The sequence below is a fragment of the Methylomonas sp. Uni0009 genome, assembly GCF_054188105.3.
In genome coordinates this window covers 1,283,951-1,304,427 of record NZ_JBTAFN010000001.1, presented here as the reverse complement: position 1 = coordinate 1,304,427, position 20,477 = coordinate 1,283,951, and the positions used below count along the sequence as shown (strand labels likewise).

At 55.2% G+C, this 20,477-nt stretch carries 13 protein-coding genes; all 13 read right to left on the bottom strand.

Features of this window, described 5'->3' with window-relative positions; translation table 11 throughout:
* Positions 1-39: 39 nt before the first annotated feature.
* The 13 genes from ACWAU0_RS06080 to ACWAU0_RS06020 all read right to left on the bottom strand — a co-directional run bounded on the left by ACWAU0_RS06080 (position 40) and on the right by ACWAU0_RS06020 (position 20,395).
* Entirely contained in the window at positions 40-2,421 is a 2,382-nt protein-coding gene (locus ACWAU0_RS06080; protein ID WP_458138651.1) for a TonB-dependent siderophore receptor, read from the bottom strand.
* Positions 2,422-2,681: 260 nt separating this feature from the next.
* Positions 2,682-3,674, bottom strand: coding sequence for a FecR family protein (locus ACWAU0_RS06075; RefSeq protein ID WP_523070767.1), 993 nt, complete (start codon positions 3,672-3,674; stop codon positions 2,682-2,684).
* Positions 3,675-3,743: 69 nt separating this feature from the next.
* The gene (locus ACWAU0_RS06070; RefSeq protein ID WP_101053880.1) at positions 3,744-4,271 is read right to left on the bottom strand and encodes an RNA polymerase sigma factor; all 528 of its coding nucleotides are present in this window, start codon (positions 4,269-4,271) and stop codon (positions 3,744-3,746) included.
* A gap of 180 nt (positions 4,272-4,451) precedes the next feature.
* Positions 4,452-5,687, bottom strand: a complete 1,236-nt coding sequence (locus tag ACWAU0_RS06065; protein WP_101053883.1) for a PepSY-associated TM helix domain-containing protein — start codon at positions 5,685-5,687, stop codon at positions 4,452-4,454.
* Positions 5,688-5,917: 230 nt separating this feature from the next.
* Positions 5,918-8,284 carry a TonB-dependent receptor domain-containing protein gene (locus ACWAU0_RS06060; RefSeq protein WP_033158274.1) on the bottom strand — a complete coding sequence of 789 codons (2,367 nt, stop codon included), beginning with the start codon at positions 8,282-8,284 and terminating at the stop codon, positions 5,918-5,920.
* Positions 8,285-8,413: 129 nt separating this feature from the next.
* A complete protein-coding gene (locus ACWAU0_RS06055) occupies positions 8,414-9,460 on the bottom strand; it encodes a FecR family protein (protein WP_523070766.1) in 1,047 nt (348 codons plus the stop codon).
* A gap of 53 nt (positions 9,461-9,513) precedes the next feature.
* Positions 9,514-10,020 (bottom strand): RNA polymerase sigma factor, encoded by a 507-nt coding sequence (locus ACWAU0_RS06050; RefSeq protein WP_033158272.1) that lies wholly within the window; start codon positions 10,018-10,020, stop codon positions 9,514-9,516.
* Between the two features lie 268 nt (positions 10,021-10,288).
* The gene (locus ACWAU0_RS06045; protein WP_051670272.1) at positions 10,289-11,512 is read right to left on the bottom strand and encodes a PepSY-associated TM helix domain-containing protein; all 1,224 of its coding nucleotides are present in this window, start codon (positions 11,510-11,512) and stop codon (positions 10,289-10,291) included.
* A gap of 251 nt (positions 11,513-11,763) precedes the next feature.
* The gene (locus ACWAU0_RS06040) at positions 11,764-14,199 is read right to left on the bottom strand and encodes a TonB-dependent siderophore receptor (RefSeq protein WP_033158271.1); all 2,436 of its coding nucleotides are present in this window, start codon (positions 14,197-14,199) and stop codon (positions 11,764-11,766) included.
* Positions 14,200-14,565: 366 nt separating this feature from the next.
* Complete coding sequence (locus ACWAU0_RS06035) at positions 14,566-15,537, bottom strand: FecR family protein (protein ID WP_033158270.1); 972 nt, start codon at positions 15,535-15,537, stop codon at positions 14,566-14,568.
* Between the two features lie 182 nt (positions 15,538-15,719).
* Positions 15,720-16,241 (bottom strand): RNA polymerase sigma factor, encoded by a 522-nt coding sequence (locus ACWAU0_RS06030; protein ID WP_033158269.1) that lies wholly within the window; start codon positions 16,239-16,241, stop codon positions 15,720-15,722.
* Between the two features lie 368 nt (positions 16,242-16,609).
* Positions 16,610-17,824 carry a sialidase family protein gene (locus ACWAU0_RS06025; protein WP_033158267.1) on the bottom strand — a complete coding sequence of 405 codons (1,215 nt, stop codon included), beginning with the start codon at positions 17,822-17,824 and terminating at the stop codon, positions 16,610-16,612.
* 39 nt (positions 17,825-17,863) lie between these two features.
* Positions 17,864-20,395 carry a TonB-dependent siderophore receptor gene (locus tag ACWAU0_RS06020; protein WP_458138649.1) on the bottom strand — a complete coding sequence of 844 codons (2,532 nt, stop codon included), beginning with the start codon at positions 20,393-20,395 and terminating at the stop codon, positions 17,864-17,866.
* Between the last annotated feature and the right edge of the window lie 82 nt (positions 20,396-20,477).

Genomic DNA, 20,477 nt, shown 5'->3' with positions numbered 1-20,477 from the left:
GCCGGGTTCGCTCGATAGAGCGTAACCCGGCCTACGTGACTAAAACTCCACCTTAACCGAGCCCAAGAAAGTCCGTGGTGCACCGGGCATGGTTTGGTAAATAAAATTACCGTAACCGTTGCTGGATGCGATGTATTCCTTATTCAAAAGATTTTCTATGTTGAATTGCCAGGTTATACGGGAAGGTCCGGCTTTGTGCTGGTATTTCAACATCGTATCGACGCGGGTATAGCCGGGTATTTCGAAGCTGTTATCGACATCCCCCGAGCGCTTGTCGACCACGTATACACCGGCGCCGGCGCTGAAGCCCTGTGCTCCCAGACCGGAAAAATCATAGGTGGACCATAAACTGGCGGTATTTCTGGGGATATTCTCCAGGCGATTGCCGGCTTTGCCCACGCCGCTGAACGGCGACTCGTTGCCGCTGGTGACAACTGCGCCGATGTAGGTATAAGTGCCAATGATGTTCCAGTAATCGGTCAACTGCCCTTGCAAGTCGAACTCGATGCCTCGACTGCGTGCCGCGCCGATTGTGGCGTAAAAGCTGTTGTTAGGGGCCGGCAGTTGCGATTTGATATTGCTTTTGGTCAATTCGAAGAACGCCAGATTGGCGCGCAATTGTCCATCCAACCATTCGCCTTTCAAGCCAAACTCCATTTCCTTGGATTTTTCCGGGGCAAAGGCCGAACCGTCGATAGGCCGTCCGGCATTAAAGGTATTAAAGCCGTTGACGTAATTGACGTAAGCACCCAGCCACGGCACGGGTTGGTACAACAAACCTATGCGCGGACTAAAGTTGTCGTCGTCGGTGTGATTGGTGGAAACGCCTTGCGCATCGTAATTGCTGTGCATGGCATTATCGAAGCGTCCGCCCAGCAATAAATGCCATTGATTCCACAACGAGATTTGGTCCTGAATGTAAATGCCGTACCACTCATTGACGGTATCGTTCTGTCCTCCTAGCGGCAGGTCCAGCAACTCGGTATATCCGTATTGCGGGTTGAAGATATTGATATTGGGAGCGGTCGCATAAGCGCTAAACAGATTTCTGTTCTTGGAATGATAGTAATCAGCACCCAGCAAAACAGCATGTTTCAACGCTCCCGTCTCGAAGTGACCGGTGATGTCCACGGTGCCATAGTGATTTTGAAAATCGTCGCTGGTCTTGATAAACCCTCTAGCCAAATTTCCCAAAAGATCGGCGTTTTCATTCGAAGAAGTCTGTGCGGTTAAAAATGTTTGGTTATGGGTTGAATATTTTGCCCGTACTTTCCAGTCTTGATTAAACTCGTGGGTCAGGGTTAAGCCGCCGGTATAGGCTTCTTTGTCGGCAAAATCCGTTGGTTCGTTGCCGGAAAAGTGAAATGGAATTTTGCCGGGAATCGCTCCCGACTGCTGCAAGCTGTATGGGATTCCGGAATCGGCGACGTCTTTAATGTTCTGATACATAAAATCCAGATCTAGCCGGGTATGATCGGTAATGTTCCAGCTTAGGCTGGGCGCTACAAAGTCGCGGGTGACCGGATGGTTATCCCTAAACGTCGCGCTGTCCAAATGCTCGTAATTCAGACGATAGGCCAATGCACCGTCTGCGGTGATTTTATTGGTGGCATCCAGCAGGGTGCGGTAAGTATCGAAGGAACCAAATTGCTGTTGAAGCGAATAATAAGCATCGGTACGGGGCCGTTTGGTGACGATATTGACCAGACCGCCTGGTTGGGCGCGGCCGTATAACATGGCCGAAGGCCCTTTAAGCACCTCAATGCGTTCGGCGTTAGCCAGTGAAATAGGCGTGTTGGGAGTTAAAACGCCGTCACGATAAATATTATTGGTGTTGGCGAAACCGCGAATATAGAGATTTTCGTCTTTGTCGTTGCCGAATCCCCAGCCTTTCGCGACGCCGCTGACGTTTTTCAGGGCGTTTTCCAGACCGATGGCTTGCTGGTCGTCGATGACGGCTTTGGGTAGCACTTGTACGGAAATCGGGGTGTCGAACAAAGGCGTATCGGTTTTGGTGCCGGTCACGGCGTTGGAGACTGCGTAATCCTTGTTGTAAGGATCGCTCGGGTCACTCGTGCCTTTGACTAACACCGCGCCTAAAGTTGTCGCATCGCTGCCGGAGAATGCTGGTTTCAAAGTCACAGTACCATCCGCGCCAATACTATAAGTCAAGCCGCTGCCGTTTATTAACTGACGGACGGCTTCCTCGACGCTAAATTCGCCTTGCAGCGCCGGGCTGGTCTTGCCGGCGGCGGATTGTTCGGCATACAGCATCGCTCTGCCGGATTGATTTGCCAGTTGTTGAAGCGCGGAGGCCAAGCTTTGGGCGGGAATATCGAAATGGCGTTTGTCGTCCTCGGCGTAGGCTTGCGCCGAGATCAGCGCGATTGCGGTCGCCAGGCGTTTTATCGTCAATGTCATGCTCCATGTCTCCATTGGTTAAGGGGTCATGGGCATAGACGCAGTCGATCAAAAAAGCCGCCAGCAAAACGATAGTTTATTTTGCGACGACCCGGCGTTAGGGGCGAATGATTGAGTCGGCCTTAGGTATGGCGGCTATTCCCGTTTGGGCTGGGCGCTTTGGCTGTGCTCGGGGCTGGTGTTGTCAACGCCCTTTGGGTCACGTCTTAAACGGGTATGTAGCTAAGCCGCATAAAGGCGAACAGTTTTCAAACCCCGAGTCAATCATTCGCCCTGCGCGATGATGCCGCTTCCAGCACGATTTCGCGCTCGCCGACATGTTTAACTTTGACCGGCAATAACATGGCAACCGCGTTCAGCATATTGTCCAGTTGCTCGGTGCGGAAGCTGCCGTTGACGCGCAGTTCGGCCAGTTTAGGATCGGGCAGGCGGATTTGTACGTCGTGATAACGGCCGATTTCCGCCAGCGCTTCGCCAAGAGGCCGGCCGCGAAAAATCAGCTGGCCCTGCCGCCAGGCAGTGACGGTGGCGATGTCGGATTGCAAGGCTTCGACGAAGCGCTGGTCATGGCTATACGCCAACTGCTGACCGGCGTGCAATTCGCGGCTGCTGCCTTGGCCGGTCATTTCCACCAAACCGTCCTGCACAGCGACGCTGACCCGGTCGGATTGTTTGTAGACATCGAATGCCGTACCGATGTCGCGCACGCTGAGATTGCCAACATGCACGGTGAATGGCCTTTCGGCATCGTGAGTCACGTTAAAAAAAGCCTCGCCGCGCACCAGATCGACATGGCGCTGACGACGGTTGAAATGCACTCGCACCTCGGTGTCGGTGTTGAGTTCCAGGCTGGAGCCGTCTGCTAGCGTCAAGGTCTGTCTTTGGCCCTTGCCGGTGCCATAGCTATGGGGGAATCCGTACCAACCTTGCGGCGAGAATAACGCCAGGCCGACGCCCAGCAAGACAATCGCGGCAGCGCTATAGCTTGCCCAGCGCAGCCAAACCGGCCTGCGAGTAGGCGGCCGGTAACGTAAGGCCTCGTTGCGCGCCAGGAAGGCTTGTTGTTTGAACGGTTCCATCCAGGCCCATTGCGCTTCAACCTGTTGGTAAGCCTGCCCATGCAGTGGATCGGCTGCCAGCCAATCAGCAAATTCCTGGCGGATTTGCGGGTTGCCGGGCGCATCGCGCAGACGCAGCAACCAGCTTATCGCCTGCTCGCGGGTCGCTTGACTGCAAGATTGAATGCTGGTCACGCTGGTCTTCTGTTCAATTGAGTGGGGCAGCAGTTTACCGGACATAGGCATAGACGGGCTAGACGGCAATTACCGCCAAGCGTGCTCCGGTTCAGCGCTGAGTTTGGCGCTGATATGTTGCATTGCCAGCATCACGTAACGCTCGGAGCAACGTACCGAAATGCCCAGGCGCCGGGCAATTTCGGCATGGGAACAGCCTTCGATCCGGTATAAAACAAAGGCATGACGGCGCAATTCCGGCAATTCGTCCAACCAGCTGGAGAATTTCTCCAATTGCTGATGAGTTTGCCAATAATGCTCGGGCGAAAGGCTTTGGTCGGCAACATGCTCGATGTCTGCGTCGGCGTCATCGAAGCGTGCGCGCGTTTCGCGGCGGCGATGCCGGTCAACCGTTAGATTGGCGGCGGTCTGAAATAAAAATGCCCGGGGGTTATGAATGGTTTGCGGATCGGGATATTGCGATAAGCGCAGAAAAGTCTCCTGCACAATGTCGCTTACATCGGGCTCTCTCGGCCAACGGCCGCGTAAAAAGCTGCCGATTTCGTGCGCGTGTTGCAGAAACAGCGTGTGCAGAAATCCGGAAAGGTCTTTGGGCATTGGTGATTGTTTGCGGAGGGACGGCTGGCGCGAAACCAGCAATGTTCAGGCCATGACGCTGAAAACGACCTGAGGTAGCGGTTTGCGCCGACCGCTACGCTAGCTTGCGTCGGTGCTTGGCTATACCCACTGATTGAGCGCTGTGTGATATGCCGCGGTTTTTGAAAAAGTCGCGGCATATCACACGGCAAAATCTTTGCGGCTATTTTGGCCGGCTCTGCGCTTTTGCCGCCAGCGGATCACCCCGGTGACAAACAGCACCGGGCAAGCTAATCCAGTGATAAACACCAAAATTCTTCCCGGCATGCCGAAAGCTTGGCCGGAATGCAGCGGCCATTGCCAGTGGGTGAAGATTTCACCGGCCGTAGCGGTCGGCAAGCTAGGGTCGTCCAGATCCAGAATCTTGCCGCTGTAACGGTCTATCACCGTGCAGCGGCGCTGCAAAATGCTGCCTGGCGCATCGACGCCGTCCTGACAAACCGTATAGGTCTTAGTAGGCTCGGTGGCACCGTATATCCAGTGCGGCCGGCCCGTCGGATATTGTTTCAAGGCAATCTCCACGGCTTGATCCATGCCGATGGCCGGGGCGTTTGGATAAGGCGGTTGGGATTGAAACCAGTAACGGTAGGTGACCGGCGAGAACAGTTCCAGTACCGGCACCACGTTATGCGGCAGCACCATGTAAATCCCTGAGAACAGCACCGGCACCATCACCAAGGCGGTGTAAAATCCGCTGGTTTTATGCAGATCGTAATTGAAGCGCACCTTGCCGGCCTTGGCTTTAAAGGTCAAGGCGTTGCGCCAATGTCCGGTCAACGGCCACCAGACGACCAGGCCGGTCAAGGTCGAAATAATTAATAACGCGGCGGACATACCGACTATCGGCTCGCTGAGTTCTCCCGGAATCAACAAGGCGAAATGCAATTCAAACATCAAGCCGATAAAAGTGCTGGGCAGCCAGTTGCTGGAGCGCCTCTTGAGTTGCTTACCCGTGATATTAGTCGTATACGGGTCAACGGCAACTTCCCAGTTTTCCAGCGAGCCGTCAGCACCAGCAACCGCGTACCGCAGTTTGAAGGCCGCGAATTCGTTGCGCGGATAAGTGGCGAAGGTATGCTTCGCGGCTGGCGGCATCGCCTGCTTGCCGGCTGCGAAAATTTCCGCCAAGGGTCGATATTCGGCATGCGCCAGTGGCTGCACCGTCAACATCTCGGGATGCAACCATTCGTCGATTTCGGCATGAAACACCAGGATGCTGCCGGTGATGCCGTAAATCGACAGAAGCAAACCCAGCGTCAGACCCAACCATAAATGAACGGTCAGCCAGCGTTGGCGGCGGGCTTTCAGGCGAGACAACTCTCGGTTTTGCGGCTTGGATTGGATAAGCGTGTCAGGTTGATAGAGATTACTGTTCATGATGGGAGTACGGTTATCGTCAATATTCGAAAAAGAAGCCAGGGAACCAGATACTGCTCTTGTCCGGATCAAGCGCTGGCTGCCTTTCTTGCATAAGACGTTTAGGCGTAGGAAATCCGCATCGTATCGACCGGGTTTGGCGGGAACTAAGTGCCATTCCCACCGTCATTTCGGGCCGGAGCGGTATGCCCCGGCACGTTTAGGCCTACTAATTGACAACCCGCCAGTGCTTAAAACCGGTATTCCACGCCACCGAATACCGAGCGGGTCGCGCCGGGATTGAACTGGTCCAAATCGGCACCATTCGCATTGCCTAGAACCCACACCGACGACGCATAATGCTCGTCGGTCAAATTTCGGCCATCGACGAACAACTTCCAATGTTTGCCGTCATCCCAACCCATGCGTGCGCCCAACAGCGCATAAGGTTTGGCGGCCAGGGTGTTGGCGAAGTCCGCATAATTGGAACTGACGATGCGGGCATTGGGGCCGATGTAAAAGCCGCTGGGATGCTGGTACAGCGCTTCGACGAAAGCATTGTGTTCGGGAATGCCGGGCAAGCGGTTATTGCGAAGCGCGGGGTCGCTGTCAAACGTAAAGTCATTCCAGGTGTAGTTGCCGCTGAGCCGTAAGTTATCGCCCGACGCCGCCAGATTTAGCGGTAAAGTGGTTTCCAAGCCGAGTTCGACACCACGATGCAAGGTCGTGCTATCGGCGTTGGTGGAGGAAAAGGCCGTTGGATTTCTGGGATTGGAAACAATCAAGTACTCGTTGTTAACCCAGGACTGATAAAAAGCCAAGTCCCATTTCAAGCGCTGGGCTTGCCCGCGCGTGCCAATTTCCACGGTGCTGGCAGTTTGCAGATTTCGTTTGGGTTGGAGATAAATGTTGGCAAGATCGGCCATTTTTGGCGGTTCAGCGCTACGGCTGACATTGCCGTAAATCTGTGCTTCGTCGGTGGCTTGCCAAGTAAAGCCCAGCTTGGGGTTAGCCGTGAAGAAATCTTGATTGGCTTGGTTGCTGGGTCTGGCGGCACTAGCCACATAACCTTCGTACCGTTCGTAATTCACATCGCGATAATTCAATTGAATGCCGGCAATCAAGGTAAACCTGTCGGTCAAACTCAATTGATCTTCCATAAACGCTTCGACATTCAGCCAGCGGTCACGCTCCGCCGTCAACAACGGCCCAAGCTGTCTGCCGACGATGCCGTAGTTTTTATCGTTGATAAATTGCCATTGGGTCAGACCGCCCCAAACTACCCGGTTATTTAAACCCAATAACTGGCCGTTGATCTCATGCCGCCAGTTAAAGCCGACATCCTGCCACTGGTCGTGATTGCCGCTATCGGTATAGTCGTAACGATAGTTATTGATCGAGTAATAAGTGCCGACATCGAGTCGATCGCCGCCATGCAATTTTACCGAATGCTTTAGATCGAAGCGGTAAGATGAAAAGCTGTTAGGTAAGGACCAATCGTTGGGGTTTTGCTGGGGATTTTGGTCGATTTGTCGCTTGCTCAGCGTTGCCGGCCACAAGAAATTATGGTTTTGCGCATCGAAATACAAACGGGTTTCGTGATTTTCGTTCCAGCGGTAGCCGACATTGCCATGGCCTAAAAACTGCTCTTGATGATTGTTTTCCCGGGTCGTATCGGTATTGACGTAGGAAAACGTGCCGAAAACATCCAATCCGTTTTCAAACGCTTTACCGCCGCTGAAATAAGGTCGGTAATAATCGTTGGTGCCGCCGACGATGCCGATTTTCAACCCATTGGCGGTATACCCGGTCGGCGTGATGTAGTTGATGGCGCCGCCCAAATTGCTGCCGCCGTATTCCAAGGCATTGGCACCGCGATAGACTTCGATATGCTCGATAGCATAAAGATTGAGCGCCTCGACATCGAACGTCCCGTTGGCGTGAGTAAACGGCATGCCGTTGCGCAGAAATTTTATTCCGCGAATCGGCGAAATATCGGAATTGCCGTCCGAACCGCGGATGGAGATGCGCGATCCACCGGTCGCGCCGGCACTAATGTCGCCCACATAAACGCCCGGCGCCGTCGCCAAGGCATCGCTGACCGACAAGGGCGCGCCTTCTTCGATCCGCTTGCCGTCGATCACCGACGTACCGCCCGCCACGCGATTCAGTTTGATTTGCGATTCTTGGAGCGATGGCGTAGTCAGGCTTGGGCTTTCGCTTGCTAAGGCTTTACCCGTCACCGTCATCGTCGGCAAGGTTGTCGTACCGGCGGCGGACTGCGGTTCCACCGCCGCCGCCTTTTCCAAGGTGACGGTATTGCCGTTGCTGAACCGGTACTGCAGCCCGGAGCCGCGCAGCAAGTTCCGCAGAGCCTGTTCCGGCGTATAACGGCCGATTAATTCCGGCGCGGTGATGCGCTCGGCAATGTCGCCTTCATACAGCACTTGCAAGCCGGTGAGTGCGGAAAACCGGATCAGCGCGGAGGACAGCGCTTGGGAGCGAATATCAAAGGTTTGCGCGGTTTGCTCGGCAGACAGGATAACAGTAGGCGTCAATAGGCCGGCAGCAAGTGCTACGTAGAGTGGGGCACGGCAAGTGTGTGCGGGGTATTTCATGCGTCTATCTCCTTTGTCGATGGCAGGTGTTACCGACAAAGACGACGCGGGTTCGGGCTTACCCTTAGTGCCGAGAAAAATATTTTTATATTCGTTGGCTAACGGCGCAAGGCGCGCCCATCTATTACGTCAATACAACAACACCCAATCGCCCGGCATCCGCAAGGCCTTGGCTTGCAGCGTGGTGGTCAGCGCGGCCAGCACAGCATCGGGGTCGGCGTTGTTGAAGACACCGTTGACCACCCGCTCGGCCAACCGCGGATTGACCGCGACAATCCGGCCGCTGCGATAGCGGTTAATTTCTTCCAATACTTGCGTCAAAGGTTGGCGGTGAAACACAGTTTGGCGTCGTCGCCAGGCCAATGCATCGTCGTTGTCGAGCCGAGCAACGGCTTGCAGCCGGCCTTGCCGGTATTCGGCTTGCTCGGCGGCGTGCACCAACGCCTTAGCACTATCGGCGTCAACTTCTACGGTGCCTTCGCTAACAACGACGCGCAACTCGTCGGCTTGTTTACGAACGCTGTAGGCGGTACCGACGGCGCGCGCGGTCGCCTGACCGCCGTCGACGACGAACGGCCGTTGCTTATTAGGCGCGACTTCGAAATAGGCTTCGCCGCGCAACAATTCGATCTCCCGCAAGTTGTCGCTGTAACGGACCGCCAGTGCCGTATCGGTGTTCAAAGTCAGCCGAGAGCCGTCTTCCAATTCGATACTGAGTTGCTGACCGGCTGCGGTATGGTAATCGCTGCGCCAGTTTTGCCAGTGCTCCGGTAAGCGCCAGCCGGCCACCAGCAACAACAGCCCCAGGCAGGCTGAAGCAAAACGCAGCAGGTTTCGGCCGCTCGCCGACGATTGTAAGCGCCCCACACCCAGCGCCCTTCCGGTGGAAAAAGTCTCGGTTTTAAATTGGGCGGCATCCGCTTGCAGGCGTTGTTGAACCCGCTCCGCCGGCTGTTGCAGCAGGCTCCATAGCTTGCGGGATTTATCGTAGGCTTCGGCGTGCCGAGGATCGGCGTGGTACCAAATTTCAAATTGGCGGCGCACATCGTCGCTGACGTCATCCGCTTGCAAGCGGGCAAACCAGGCGAGTGCCTGGTCCGAGAGCAAATCGGAAGACGCGGATTGGAGCTTATCGGACATGGTTGGGAGCGCGAAGCGTTGAGCCGAGGCAGGCATGATGCCACGATTTTAGAACGGGGTTAAGTTGCATGATACGAACGCACGGCGCATCAAAGGAAATCGATGCGGTCTTTCAAATGCTTCAAGGCCTTGTACATATGGGCCTCCACGGTACGTATCGATATGCCCAGCTCGGCGGCGATTTCGGAATAACGCTTGCCTTCCACTCGGCACGACAAGAACACCTTGCGGCATTGCGGCGGCAGTTCGTAGATGAGTTTTTCGAACAATTCCATTTGTTGCTGCCCCTCCAGCATGCTGTCCGGTTGCGGTTGTCTGCAAACGAGGTCTTCCTCGACCAAGCCGCCGTCGCGTTGCTCGTGTCTGGCCCGGCTGCGCAAATGGTCCAGGGCCAGATTGTCGGCGATGCGGAACACAAACGCCCGCTGGTTGACGATCTCGCCGTCGGCGGAATAGCGGGCGATGCGCAGATAGGTTTCCTGAATCAAATCGGCCGCGGTTTCCGCGCAATTGACCTTATGCGTCAAAAATTGCTGGAGCTCCTTCTGATAGAGCAGAAAGCTGGCCAGTAAATCGGAATCGGTAATTGCATCCATGAACACATAGTCGGCAATGAAACGTCTTCCGCTGCAGCAACTTTTAAGCCACTAACCTGGGAAGTCAGTGTTGTACGGCGCTTGATCCGTCAGTCGGCGGGATTGATGCCAAAACCCTCGAAAGCGCGACGAGCAAAGTGCGGCATATCACGCACTTTTAAATTGCGCATCCTGCTTCTAAGCACGCCTTGCGGAGCGGCAAATTCAGGCACCTCGTGTCGGTCGAAAATATTGACCACTCGTTTCGGCACCTGATAACGGATCGGAATCAGCCCTTCCGTACTTGCTTGGTCCTGGATTTTTGCCGCCAGCGAATCACCCCGGTGACGAATAGCACCGGGCAGGCCAGTCCGGTGATAAACACCAAAATCCGCCCGGTCATGCCGAAGGCCTGGCCGGAATGCAGCGGCCATTGCCAATGGGTGAAGATTTCGCCGGCCGTGGCGGTCGGCAGGCTGGGATCGTCCAAGTCCAGAATCTTGCCGCTGTAACGGTCGATTACCGTGCAGCGGCGTTGCAAGATACTGTCGGGTGCATCGACGCCGTCCTGGCATACAGTGTAAGTCTGGCTGGGATTCGGCGCGCCGTAAATCCAGTGTGGCCGGCCTGTTGGGTATTGTTTCAATGCAATAGCCACGGCTTGATCCATGCCGATGGTCGGCGCATCCGGCGTAGATGGCGTGGAATGAAACCAGTAGCGGTAAGTCACCGGCGAAAACAATTCCAGCACCGGCACCACGTTATGCGGCAACACCATGTAAACCCCGGAAAAAAGCACCGGAATCATCACCAACGCGGTGTAAAAGCCGCTGGTTTTATGCAGGTCGTAATTGAAGCGCACCTTGCCGGCACCGGCTTTAAATACCAGTGCTTGCCGCCATTTGCTGGTCAGCGGCCACCAGACGATTAGGCCGGTCAGCGTGGAGATGATCAATAATATGCCGGACAGGCCGACCACTACTGTGCTGATGTCTTTGGGCAACAATAAGGCATAGTGCAACTTGAACATTAGGCCGATGAAGGTGTTGGGCAACCAATCGCCGGATCGTTCCTGGAGCTGTTTACCGGTGACTTTCGCGGTGTAAGGATCAACGCCTACTTCCCAGCGTTCCACCGCACCGTTGGCATCCGCCACCGCGAAGCGCAGCTTGAAGCTCGCAAACTCGTTACGCGGATACGTGGCGAAGTTGTGTTTGGCTTGTGGTGGCATGGCAGCTTTGCCGGCCGCGAAAATTTCAGCCAGGGGCCGATACTCGGCATGTTCCGGCGGTTGTACCGTCAACATCTCGGGATGCAACGATTCGTCGATCTCGGGATAAAACACCAAGACGCTGCCGGTGATGCCGTAAATAGACAGTAACAAGCCAAGCGTCAGCCCCAACCAAAGATGCACGGTTAGCCAACGTTGGCGGCGGGCTTTGAGGCGGGCAAGCGAATGGTGCTCTGGTTCGCTGCGAACGATAAGGCCGGATTGAGGATTGGTTACATTCATCGCAGTAACAGATTTGAGTTGAGAATTTGAAGAGTCAGGGCTTTGTATCCAAGCTCACCAACCCTTGTTTTTATGTGTTTCATTTGGATAAGACGTTTCCCGGCCAAAATTCCTCACGCGCTACGAGTTAGACCGGCAAGGCGTTAATCGGAATTTCTCCAAGCCAAATACCTTTACCTTGAAACCAAGCCGATCATGGTTTGAACTGGCTCACCATGATCGGCTTGATAGGATTACCGAGCCATCCGGCGTCAGAACTCCACGCGGATCGAGCCCATGAAATTGCGCGGCGCGCCCGGCTGAGTCAAATAGCTGTTAAATGCCGATGTTTCGTAAATCGTCTTATCCAACAGATTATTGACGTTCAACTGCGCGGTCACTTTAGACTTGCCTATCTCCCAGGAATAGCCGAGCAAGGCATCGACTCTGACGTAGCCCGGCATTTGCCAATTATTCAAATTATTACCTTGGCGCTCGCCAACCAGATACGCGCCGGCGCCAACATTTAGGCCACGCAAAGCGGGATCTTGAAATGCGTATTTGGCCCAGAAGCTGCCCGAATTTGCCGGCACGTTCCATAGCTTGCGGCCTTGATTACCGCTGTTATCCTGTGTGATGACTGCGTCGGTATAGGCGTAAGTCGCGATCAAGTTCAGGCCATCGGTAATCTGGCCCGATATGTCTACTTCGATACCACGGCTGCGGGCCTCGCCGGTTTGCACGGAAAACCGGGTATTTACCGGGTCCGGCGTCGCGATGTTTTGTTTGGTCAATTCGTAAAAGGCAACGGTGGTCATCAGCCGCTTATCGAACCATTCGGTTTTGAATCCAACCTCGTGCTGCTGCGCGGTTTCGGCATCCAGCGGTTTGCCGGTTGATGCCAACGCGCTGTTCGCCCCGCCCAGCGATTCCGTATAATTTCCGTACAGTGATAGCCAGGGCCAGGGTTGATAGACCACACCCACGCGCGGACTGAAAGCCTCGTTTTTAACTTCAGTCTCACTGTTTCTGGCAGCTGCGATGGAAGTCGAGGCTGCGCCGCTGCTGCGCGTTGCCCAATCGTAGCGCCCGCCACCCATGATATGCAGCTTGTCAAACAGGGTGATTTGATCCTGAAAGTAAGCGCCGTACCAATATTGTTCTAAGGTGCTGAAATTATTGAAACCCCGGCTGGCAGCGGATGGAACCTGTCCGTAGACCGGATTAAAAATATCAACCACCGGCCTATGGCTGGCGGGAGCGGGCGCACCAAAGAACCCCTGACCTTCAAAGTCTTCCCAAAAGTAATCGAATCCCGCCAATACCCGATGCTCGGTTCCAAATAGTTTGAATTTGCCGGTGAGATCGATACTGGTCGCGACGGTATCGGTAATGTCGATGGGCCTATCGGTCACATTTCTTACCGAGGTGCGATTATTCGCGGGATTGACCGGTCCTGGGAAAAATGAAGAATTGTTGATTTGGTAATCCAGCTTGTAGTAGTGAAAGCGATGCTGGATTTTCCAATCGTCGTTGAATTGGTGCGACCAATCAAACCCGATCAAAAACTTGTCGAATACCGATTTTTCATTATCCGAGCCAAAACCGTAGTAACGGCTGATCGGTACATTGGCCGGACGGTTGCCCTGTACCGGCAAGCCGGTATAACTGGTGCGGGTATCGTAGAGATACTCCAAATTCAAATTGATTTCGGTGCGGTCGCTGGGCTTCCATGTGAGGGACGGCGCGAAAAACACCCGTTCCTGATCCATTTTATCGATGAAAAATTCATTGTTTTGATAGGCCAAATTGACTCTGTAAAGCAAGGAACGGTCTTGGTTGATCGGTCCGGTTGCATCGGCTGTAGTACGGAACATATCGTACGAACCAAACTGCTGCTCCAATGCGTAATAAGGGGTATCCAACGGTTTTTTGGTAACAATGTTGATCAAGCCGCCCGGCTCGATCCGACCATACGCCGCCGCAGCCGGACCTTTCAGAACTTCCAAGCGTTCCAGATCGGCAACCTCTTGTACGGCACGCCGGATGCGCAGTCCGTTCCGATAAACCGTGGTGGTGCCATCGGTCTGAAAACCGCGTAACTGAAAGCCTTCGTACATCGGGTCGGTCGCCCAGTTTATGCCGCTGACATTTTTCAGCGCATCCTTGATTCGAATTGCCTGTTGGTCTTTCAATATCTGCTTAGGAATGACCTGTACCGACATCGGTAATTCCATGATCGGCGTATCGGTTTTCGTGGCGGCGCTGGCGTTGGGTAGGTGATAGTCCGAGTTATAGGGATCGTTAGGGTCCGACAGGGTTTTGCCCAGCACCGTCACACTCGGCAAAGTTGTCGTACCGGCTGCCGATTGCGGTTCGATTGGCTTTGCCGACTTTTCCAGCGTCACGGTGCCATCGGTCGCGGTTTGTGGTGTCAGACCGGTTCCGCTCAACAGTTTGTCCAGCGCCTGTTGCGCTGTAAAGCGGCCTTGTACGGCGTTGCCGCGCAGGTTGCCGGCCAATTGAGAGCTGAAGAACACCTTGATGCCGCTGGTTTCGGAAAATTGCAGCAAGGCATCCGCCAACGGTGCGGCCGGGATGGCAAACTCGATGGCAGTTTCCGCCGCACACCAGGGGCTGGCGCTCATCGCGACGGCAAAAACGGTTAAACAGAACGGGTTAAAGGGAGGTATTGTGCGCTGACTCATTGGGCATCCTGGCTTGTGATTGTGATGACGGCGGTTGGCGAGGGAAGGTGTTCCGTCGGCGTATCCGCAGGGGTTCCAAAGCAAAGACGAAGGGAGGGATGGGTTTTATAACCTGGCTGAGAAAATATTTTTGGCCGAGGGCGCAGCGCAATGCCCTCAGCGACCGGATGGGGCCTAGGCTCGGCGCCACGCCGCTCCGTAAAAGCTATGAAATTCACCCGGTCAATAATCCCGTGTAGGCAGTACTGGCGAATTTATCCAGGGCTTATTGGCAGGGGCTAAAAATTATTAATCCGGCCCAAAAATGCCGTTCACCTTTATGCCCCTGAGGGTGCGAACGGCATTTCACCGATAAATAGGGCCGGGTCAATAATGGCGGTGCAGAACGATTAATGCGTCGGTCAGACGGGTTTCGCTAACCGCCAAGGTGGTCTCGATAACCGTCAACGCCGCTTCCGGGTCGTTGGCGTCGAATACGCCGGTCACCAAATGCGCGGCCAAGTCGGGATCGGCGATGACGATTTTTCCCGGACGGTAGCGGTTTAGATCGTCGATGACTTGTTGCAGCGGCTTTTCCTTAAACACCAGGCGCCGCTCCTGCCAAGCGGCGGCTTGCCTGAGATTGGCCTGTTCCGGCGCGCCGCTTTTACCGTCGAGCGACGCGACGCGCTGACCCTCCGGCAGGCGCTCGATGGTCGCGCCGTCGGCAAACGCAACGCGCACACTGTGCTCGTAAACGGTGACTGCCAGGTCGCCTTGCCACTGTTTGACGTCAAATGCCGTGCCCAAGGCGCGAACCCTACCGCCGCCGGCAACGACCTCAAACGGTCTTGCGGCATCGGCGGCCACTTTGAAATAGGCTTCGCCGCCGTGCAATCGAATCACCCGCTGCTGTTCGGAAAAATCCACCGACAGCGACGAAGCGGTATTCAGAATCACCATCGAGCCGTCGCTGAGCTGAATTCGGCGCTGCTCGCCGGTGCCGGTGCGGAAGTCGGCAAAATAGCCGGCGTTAAACGCCCAGCCCAAACATAATGCCAGCATCAGGCAGGCGGCAATGGGCCAGCGCCATAGACCCGCCCCGGCCGCAGCTGCTCTGCCGGCTTTTTGTACTGATCGTTCGATTCGGCGAACTTGGGCCGGATTCAAGGTCTCCACGCGCCGAAAAAAAAGCTGTGTTTGTTGCCAGGCTTCCAGGTTCTCTCGGCTGGCCGCCAGCCAGGCCAGCCACAATTTTTCCTGCTCACTGTCGTAGAACGGCGATTCGCGCAGGGCCAGCCAGTATTCGGCTTGCTCTTCGGCGCTGGCGTCGGGAAAAGGCGGGAAGGAAGGGTTCATATCGAAAGTGGCTGTGCTGTCAACTCGGTGTCCTGATTATAAAACGCTTGTTGGTAAACTCAGGCCCGATGGGCAAAAACTATTAATTCGGCCCAAAATGCCGCTGGCCCTGCGGGTGTTGAAGGATTCAGGGTCAAAGGCGTTCCGGAAGTTGTTATCGACGGTTTGATAAACAAACCCGGTCAATCCAGATCGCCAACCTTCGCTCGGCAGTGGCGCATGGCCTGGGTCAAATATTTAAAGATCATGGTTTGTGATATGCCCAGCCTTTGTTCCACCTCTGCGTAACTGCAATGCTTGAGTTTGAGCAAGATAAACACTTCTCGGCATTTGGGCGATAAATCATCCAACGCAGTGACCAGTTGCTCTAGTTGTTGTTGCGACATGACAGTCCGTTCGGCGGATAGCGCAGATTGTACGCCTACTTCAGCCTCGTCATTTTCGGCGGCTTCCAGATCTGGGCCGGTATGGCGGCTGTGGCTGCGCAGATAATCGGTAGCCAGATTGGCGGCGATGCGGAAAATGAAGGCGCGGGGATTTTCCACGCTATCTTTGCCGCCGTAACCGGCATAGCGAATGAAGGTTTCTTGAAAAATATCCTGCGCCGTATCCGTACAGCTGATGCGTTGCGATAAAAACCGCAACAATTCGTGGCGATGCTTGTGCATCAGATCGGCAATGTCGGCGGCAGTCAATTCAAGCATGGGATAGTTTATGTAGGCGGCCAAATAGGGTGTTGATTAAACCGGCCCTATTTGTCGCGGGTATGCCGTTCGGGCTGGCTCAGTACCTTAAGAGCGCTAAGGCGAGCGACATTAAGGGCTGGGTTAATAAGCAAGCAATATTTGCACCCAAACTTAGAAAAGAGAGGTTTTTTAGCGTGAGATTGTCCGGAAAGCCCGCCGGGCTTGAGGGACGGCGAAAATCGCTAAAGGCAATTGGGAGAAGTCGGCGGGCAATACGCGGCGAAACAACTGGATAAACTGTGTCATATCCCGCGTTTGGGAATGCTGGCGAAGGGCTCGGGACGAGCGGAATATCTCAAGGTCAATCTGCTCTTTTAGGGGCTTGTTTAGTCGAGGGATAAACTGACCAGGCGTACTTTCTTCTGAAGCGGATCGGTCCAGGCCACAAAAGCTTGCTTGCCGACGCGGGCCAGCGCCAGGTATTTGCTGGGCCATTTCGGGAAGCTGCCGCGATATACGGTGGTTTGCCGGCTGATTTTGCCCTTGCTGGTCACTTTCGCAACCCTTAGCTCATCGTCGGGACCATTGCGGCCGCGCCAGCTGACCAAGGCCGAGCCGTCGTCCAGCAGCAAGGCGTTGGTATAGCCGCTGGCGTCGGCATCCAGCTCGATAGGCGAATTAAAATGCGCGCCTTGGTCAGTGGAGAAAGCCAATTTCACCCGGCCTTTGCCGTCGGCGGCAGTGAACCAAGCCGCCACACCGGCGGTGGGCGTCAGATCAATGGATGGCCCATTACTGGGGCAACCGCCGATCACCCAGCCGTCCGCATGCACGTTAGCGATTTGCGGATTGCCGCCAGCCTGCCAGCGCACCGCGCTGATGTCGCGAATTTCCCCGGTGGCATGATCACGGTAGACCGTGACCAGTTGCTCGCCTTGTGCGTCGGTATAGCTGCGGCAGCAGGAGCAGACATCGTCATCCAGCACGATCTCCGGGCTGGCTTGCCAGTTTTTGTCGATGACGCTTGCCATCAGTTGATAGCGGTTGGTTTTTTTATCAGCCGCCGGGTCGTGGCTGGCGTGGCGCATGTCGGTCCAGACCAGCGCCAGCCGTGCATCGGGAAGCGCGGCCAAAGACATTTGTGCGTCATAAATTCGTGCCGCGTCGCCGTATGGTTTTAACGCCGGACTCCAACTCAAGCCACCGTCGATAGAACGTGCCAGTAAGATGTCCGCCGCATAACGATCAGTAGCACCTTGCCGATAAGGCATCCAGGCCGCCGCCAGGCTACCGTCGCTCAAGCCGATCACCACCGGCGGATCGGCCAGCTTGCCTTTCACTTGGACGACGGCGAGCGGGATGCTCCAACCCCCTTCTTCCAATATCGCAAACTTGGCGGTACTGGTTTCGGCGTCGGTTTCCACCCAGCTGACAATCAAATGCTCATCGGCGGTCTTGGCCAAATGGTGCTGCTGGCTGAAACCGGCCACCGGCAGGTCCAATTCGCGGAACGGCAGCGGTTTGGCCAATAGCGATTGGCTGATGCCGGCAAACAGCAACAGGCCGGCAAGGGTGTTTGTAATCAATTTGGCGTGGCGCATGATGGTTCTCGACGGTGGCGGACAGGTGGGCAATTTACCTCAATATTCCACCCGAATCGAGCCGATAGCCGTCAGCGGCGCACCGGGATACACGCCGAGGGCCGGCGCGACGTTGGAATCGGGGTCGGTGGACTCGTAATATTCCTTGTCCAGCAAATTGCGGATGTTGAACTGGGCGGTGATGCGGGAACCGCCGACTTTTTGCTTATACGCCAAAAAAGCGTCCAGCCGCACATAGCCCGGCATTTGGAAAGTGTTGGTATTGTCTCCCTCGCGTTGGCCGGCAGCAACACCGCCAAAACCCGCGCTCAAACCGTCCTTGGCGGCGTAGCCGTTCATATCGTAACGCAGCCACAGGCTACCGGAATGCTCCGGCACGTTGCTCATTCGATTGCCCTGAGTGCCGCCGCTGTAGTCCTTGATGATCCTCGCATCAGTAAACGCATAGCTGCCGATCAAACTGAATTTGTCGGTCAAATACCCGGTGGCGTCCAACTCAATGCCTTGGCTGCGTTGCAGGTTGGCGATACGGTCGAAAGGATCGGGGGTTGCATTATTGGCAACCAGAATATTGTCTTTTTCCAGATGGAAATAAGCCAAGGTTGCCAATAGCCGTTGGTCAAACAATTGAGTTTTCAAACCCACTTCGAATTGCTCGCCGATCTGCGGATCAAAACTGCGGCCATCAGCGGCTGGCGCGTTGTTAGCGCCGAACGAAGTGGTCCAGTTGCCGTAAAGACTGAGTTCGTCCATGGCCTCATAAAGGATGCCGACTTTAGGGCTGAAACCTTGGTCCTCGCGTTTGAACTGGTTGATACGACTCTCGGCGGTAGCAAAATCAAAGCCGTTGCCGCGGCCGGTTTCGGTCCAGTCGTAACGGCCGCCGCCCATGATATGCAGCTTATCCCAAAAGGTGATTTGATCTTGGAAATACACCCCGTACCAGCTGTTGTAGATTGAAGCGCGATTACCGATGCCGCCATTCGCTGCGGTGCCGAATGTGTCGCCGGTAGTCGCAAATGCGCTATTGAATGTCGACTGGGAAATGCCGTAGCTGGGATAGGGGTTGTAGATGTTGATCGCCAATGCCGGATCGGCGCTCTTCCAACGGCCGTCGCCGCCATACTTGTTGAATGTGCGGTAAAAGTCGAATCCGACCAACATGTCATGTTTTAGATCGCCGGTTTGAAATTTGCCGGTGAGATCCAGGTTGGTAGCGTAATGTTCTTGATCGGTGATTTGCCGGAAGATATTGCGTTGCATCAAGCCGGTAGTCTGGTTCAACGCTGCTGCGGCGTCAAATGCGGGCCCCGGATTGACAAACGTAGTACCTCCTTCCGCGAGACTGGCCAGAAAGCGGTTGTGTATCGCCCAGTCGTCGTTAAAGCGATGGTTGATTTCGCTGCCGATTTTGACGCCGGATTGCTCGCCGTTCGGCGTATTCGGATCGCCCAGGTTACGACTGATCGGAATTGAGGCCGGGCGATTGCCGATAAATGGAATGCCGAAATCGGCCGGTGCGGTCTTTTCGGTGCCCTCGATATCCAGCGTCACGTCGGTGTAATCGCTGGGCCGCCATGTAATGCTGGGATTGAACACCATCCGGTCCACCGACACGAAATCCCGGAACGAACCGTTACTTTGGTAGGCGCCGGAAAAACGATATACCAAAGACTTGTCGCTGGTCAGCGGCCCGCCGGCATCCCATTGGGTCCGGTAGTGGTCGTAGTTGCCGAACTGCTGTTCCAGCGAGTAGTACGCCGTATCCAGGCCGCGTTTGGTGGTGAGATTGATCATGCCGCCGGGTTCGGTGCGGCCGTAAAGTTGTGCCGGACCTTTGATCACTTCGATATTTTCAAGGTTGGCGGCGTCGAAGTCGCCAAAGAAGGCCTCGCTGGCCATTAAGCCGTTACGGTAAATGTTGTTGTTGCGAAAGCCGCGCACGATGAAGCCCACGCCACCACCCAGCGAGGGATTAGCGCGCACGCCGCTGACGTTTTCCAGCGCATCCTTGACCTTGGTGGTTTTCTGGTCGTCCATCACTGCACGTGACACCACTTGCACGGACGTGGGATTCTCCATCAATGGCGTGTCCGTTTTAGTGGACGCAAAGGATTTTGTCACCGCATAGTCCTTGCTGTAAGGGTCGGCGGCGTTGCTGCGGGTGCGATTGCCGGACACCGTGACCGCCGACAAGGTTGAAACATCGTTGTGCGAATCCGGCGCTTTTTGCAGCGTAATGGTGCCGTTACCGGTGGCACCGGCTACCACGCCGGTGCCGGCCAACAGTTTTTGTAAAGCTTGTTGGGCCGTCAATTGGCCGCTGACACCGGGCGATTTCAAGCCTGCCGCCATTTCCGCCGGATAACTAAGCTGTACGTTGGCGGCGTCGGCAAAGGCATTTAATGCGCCGCCTAAGCTTTGTGCGGGGATGTCGAAAGCGATGATTTGTTCGGCGGCAATGACGGCAGGTGTGCTGAGCACAGCGGCGATTGTCAGCGACAAAGGCCAACGATTATATTGCGTCGGCTTGCCTTTGCGGTGGGCTTTGCGGAACGGATAAGATGCCATTAGATTCTCCCTTAGCGAATGAATTGATCCCCCGAAAGATTGGGGTTGCAATGGAGACGGGCGAAATGCGTTTTCCCTCAGC

Coding starts and splice junctions, on each gene's coding strand:
- ACWAU0_RS06080 (WP_458138651.1), bottom strand. CDS start 2,421: ATGACATTGACGATAAAACGCCTGGCGACCGCAATCGCGCTGATCTCG.
- ACWAU0_RS06070 (WP_101053880.1), bottom strand. CDS start 4,271: ATGCCCAAAGACCTTTCCGGATTTCTGCACACGCTGTTTCTGCAACAC.
- ACWAU0_RS06065 (WP_101053883.1), bottom strand. CDS start 5,687: ATGAACAGTAATCTCTATCAACCTGACACGCTTATCCAATCCAAGCCG.
- ACWAU0_RS06060 (WP_033158274.1), bottom strand. CDS start 8,284: ATGAAATACCCCGCACACACTTGCCGTGCCCCACTCTACGTAGCACTT.
- ACWAU0_RS06055 (WP_523070766.1), bottom strand. CDS start 9,460: ATGCCTGCCTCGGCTCAACGCTTCGCGCTCCCAACCATGTCCGATAAG.
- ACWAU0_RS06050 (WP_033158272.1), bottom strand. CDS start 10,020: ATGGATGCAATTACCGATTCCGATTTACTGGCCAGCTTTCTGCTCTAT.
- ACWAU0_RS06045 (WP_051670272.1), bottom strand. CDS start 11,512: ATGAATGTAACCAATCCTCAATCCGGCCTTATCGTTCGCAGCGAACCA.
- ACWAU0_RS06040 (WP_033158271.1), bottom strand. CDS start 14,199: ATGAGTCAGCGCACAATACCTCCCTTTAACCCGTTCTGTTTAACCGTT.
- ACWAU0_RS06035 (WP_033158270.1), bottom strand. CDS start 15,537: ATGAACCCTTCCTTCCCGCCTTTTCCCGACGCCAGCGCCGAAGAGCAA.
- ACWAU0_RS06030 (WP_033158269.1), bottom strand. CDS start 16,241: ATGCTTGAATTGACTGCCGCCGACATTGCCGATCTGATGCACAAGCAT.
- ACWAU0_RS06025 (WP_033158267.1), bottom strand. CDS start 17,824: ATGCGCCACGCCAAATTGATTACAAACACCCTTGCCGGCCTGTTGCTG.
- ACWAU0_RS06020 (WP_458138649.1), bottom strand. CDS start 20,395: ATGGCATCTTATCCGTTCCGCAAAGCCCACCGCAAAGGCAAGCCGACG.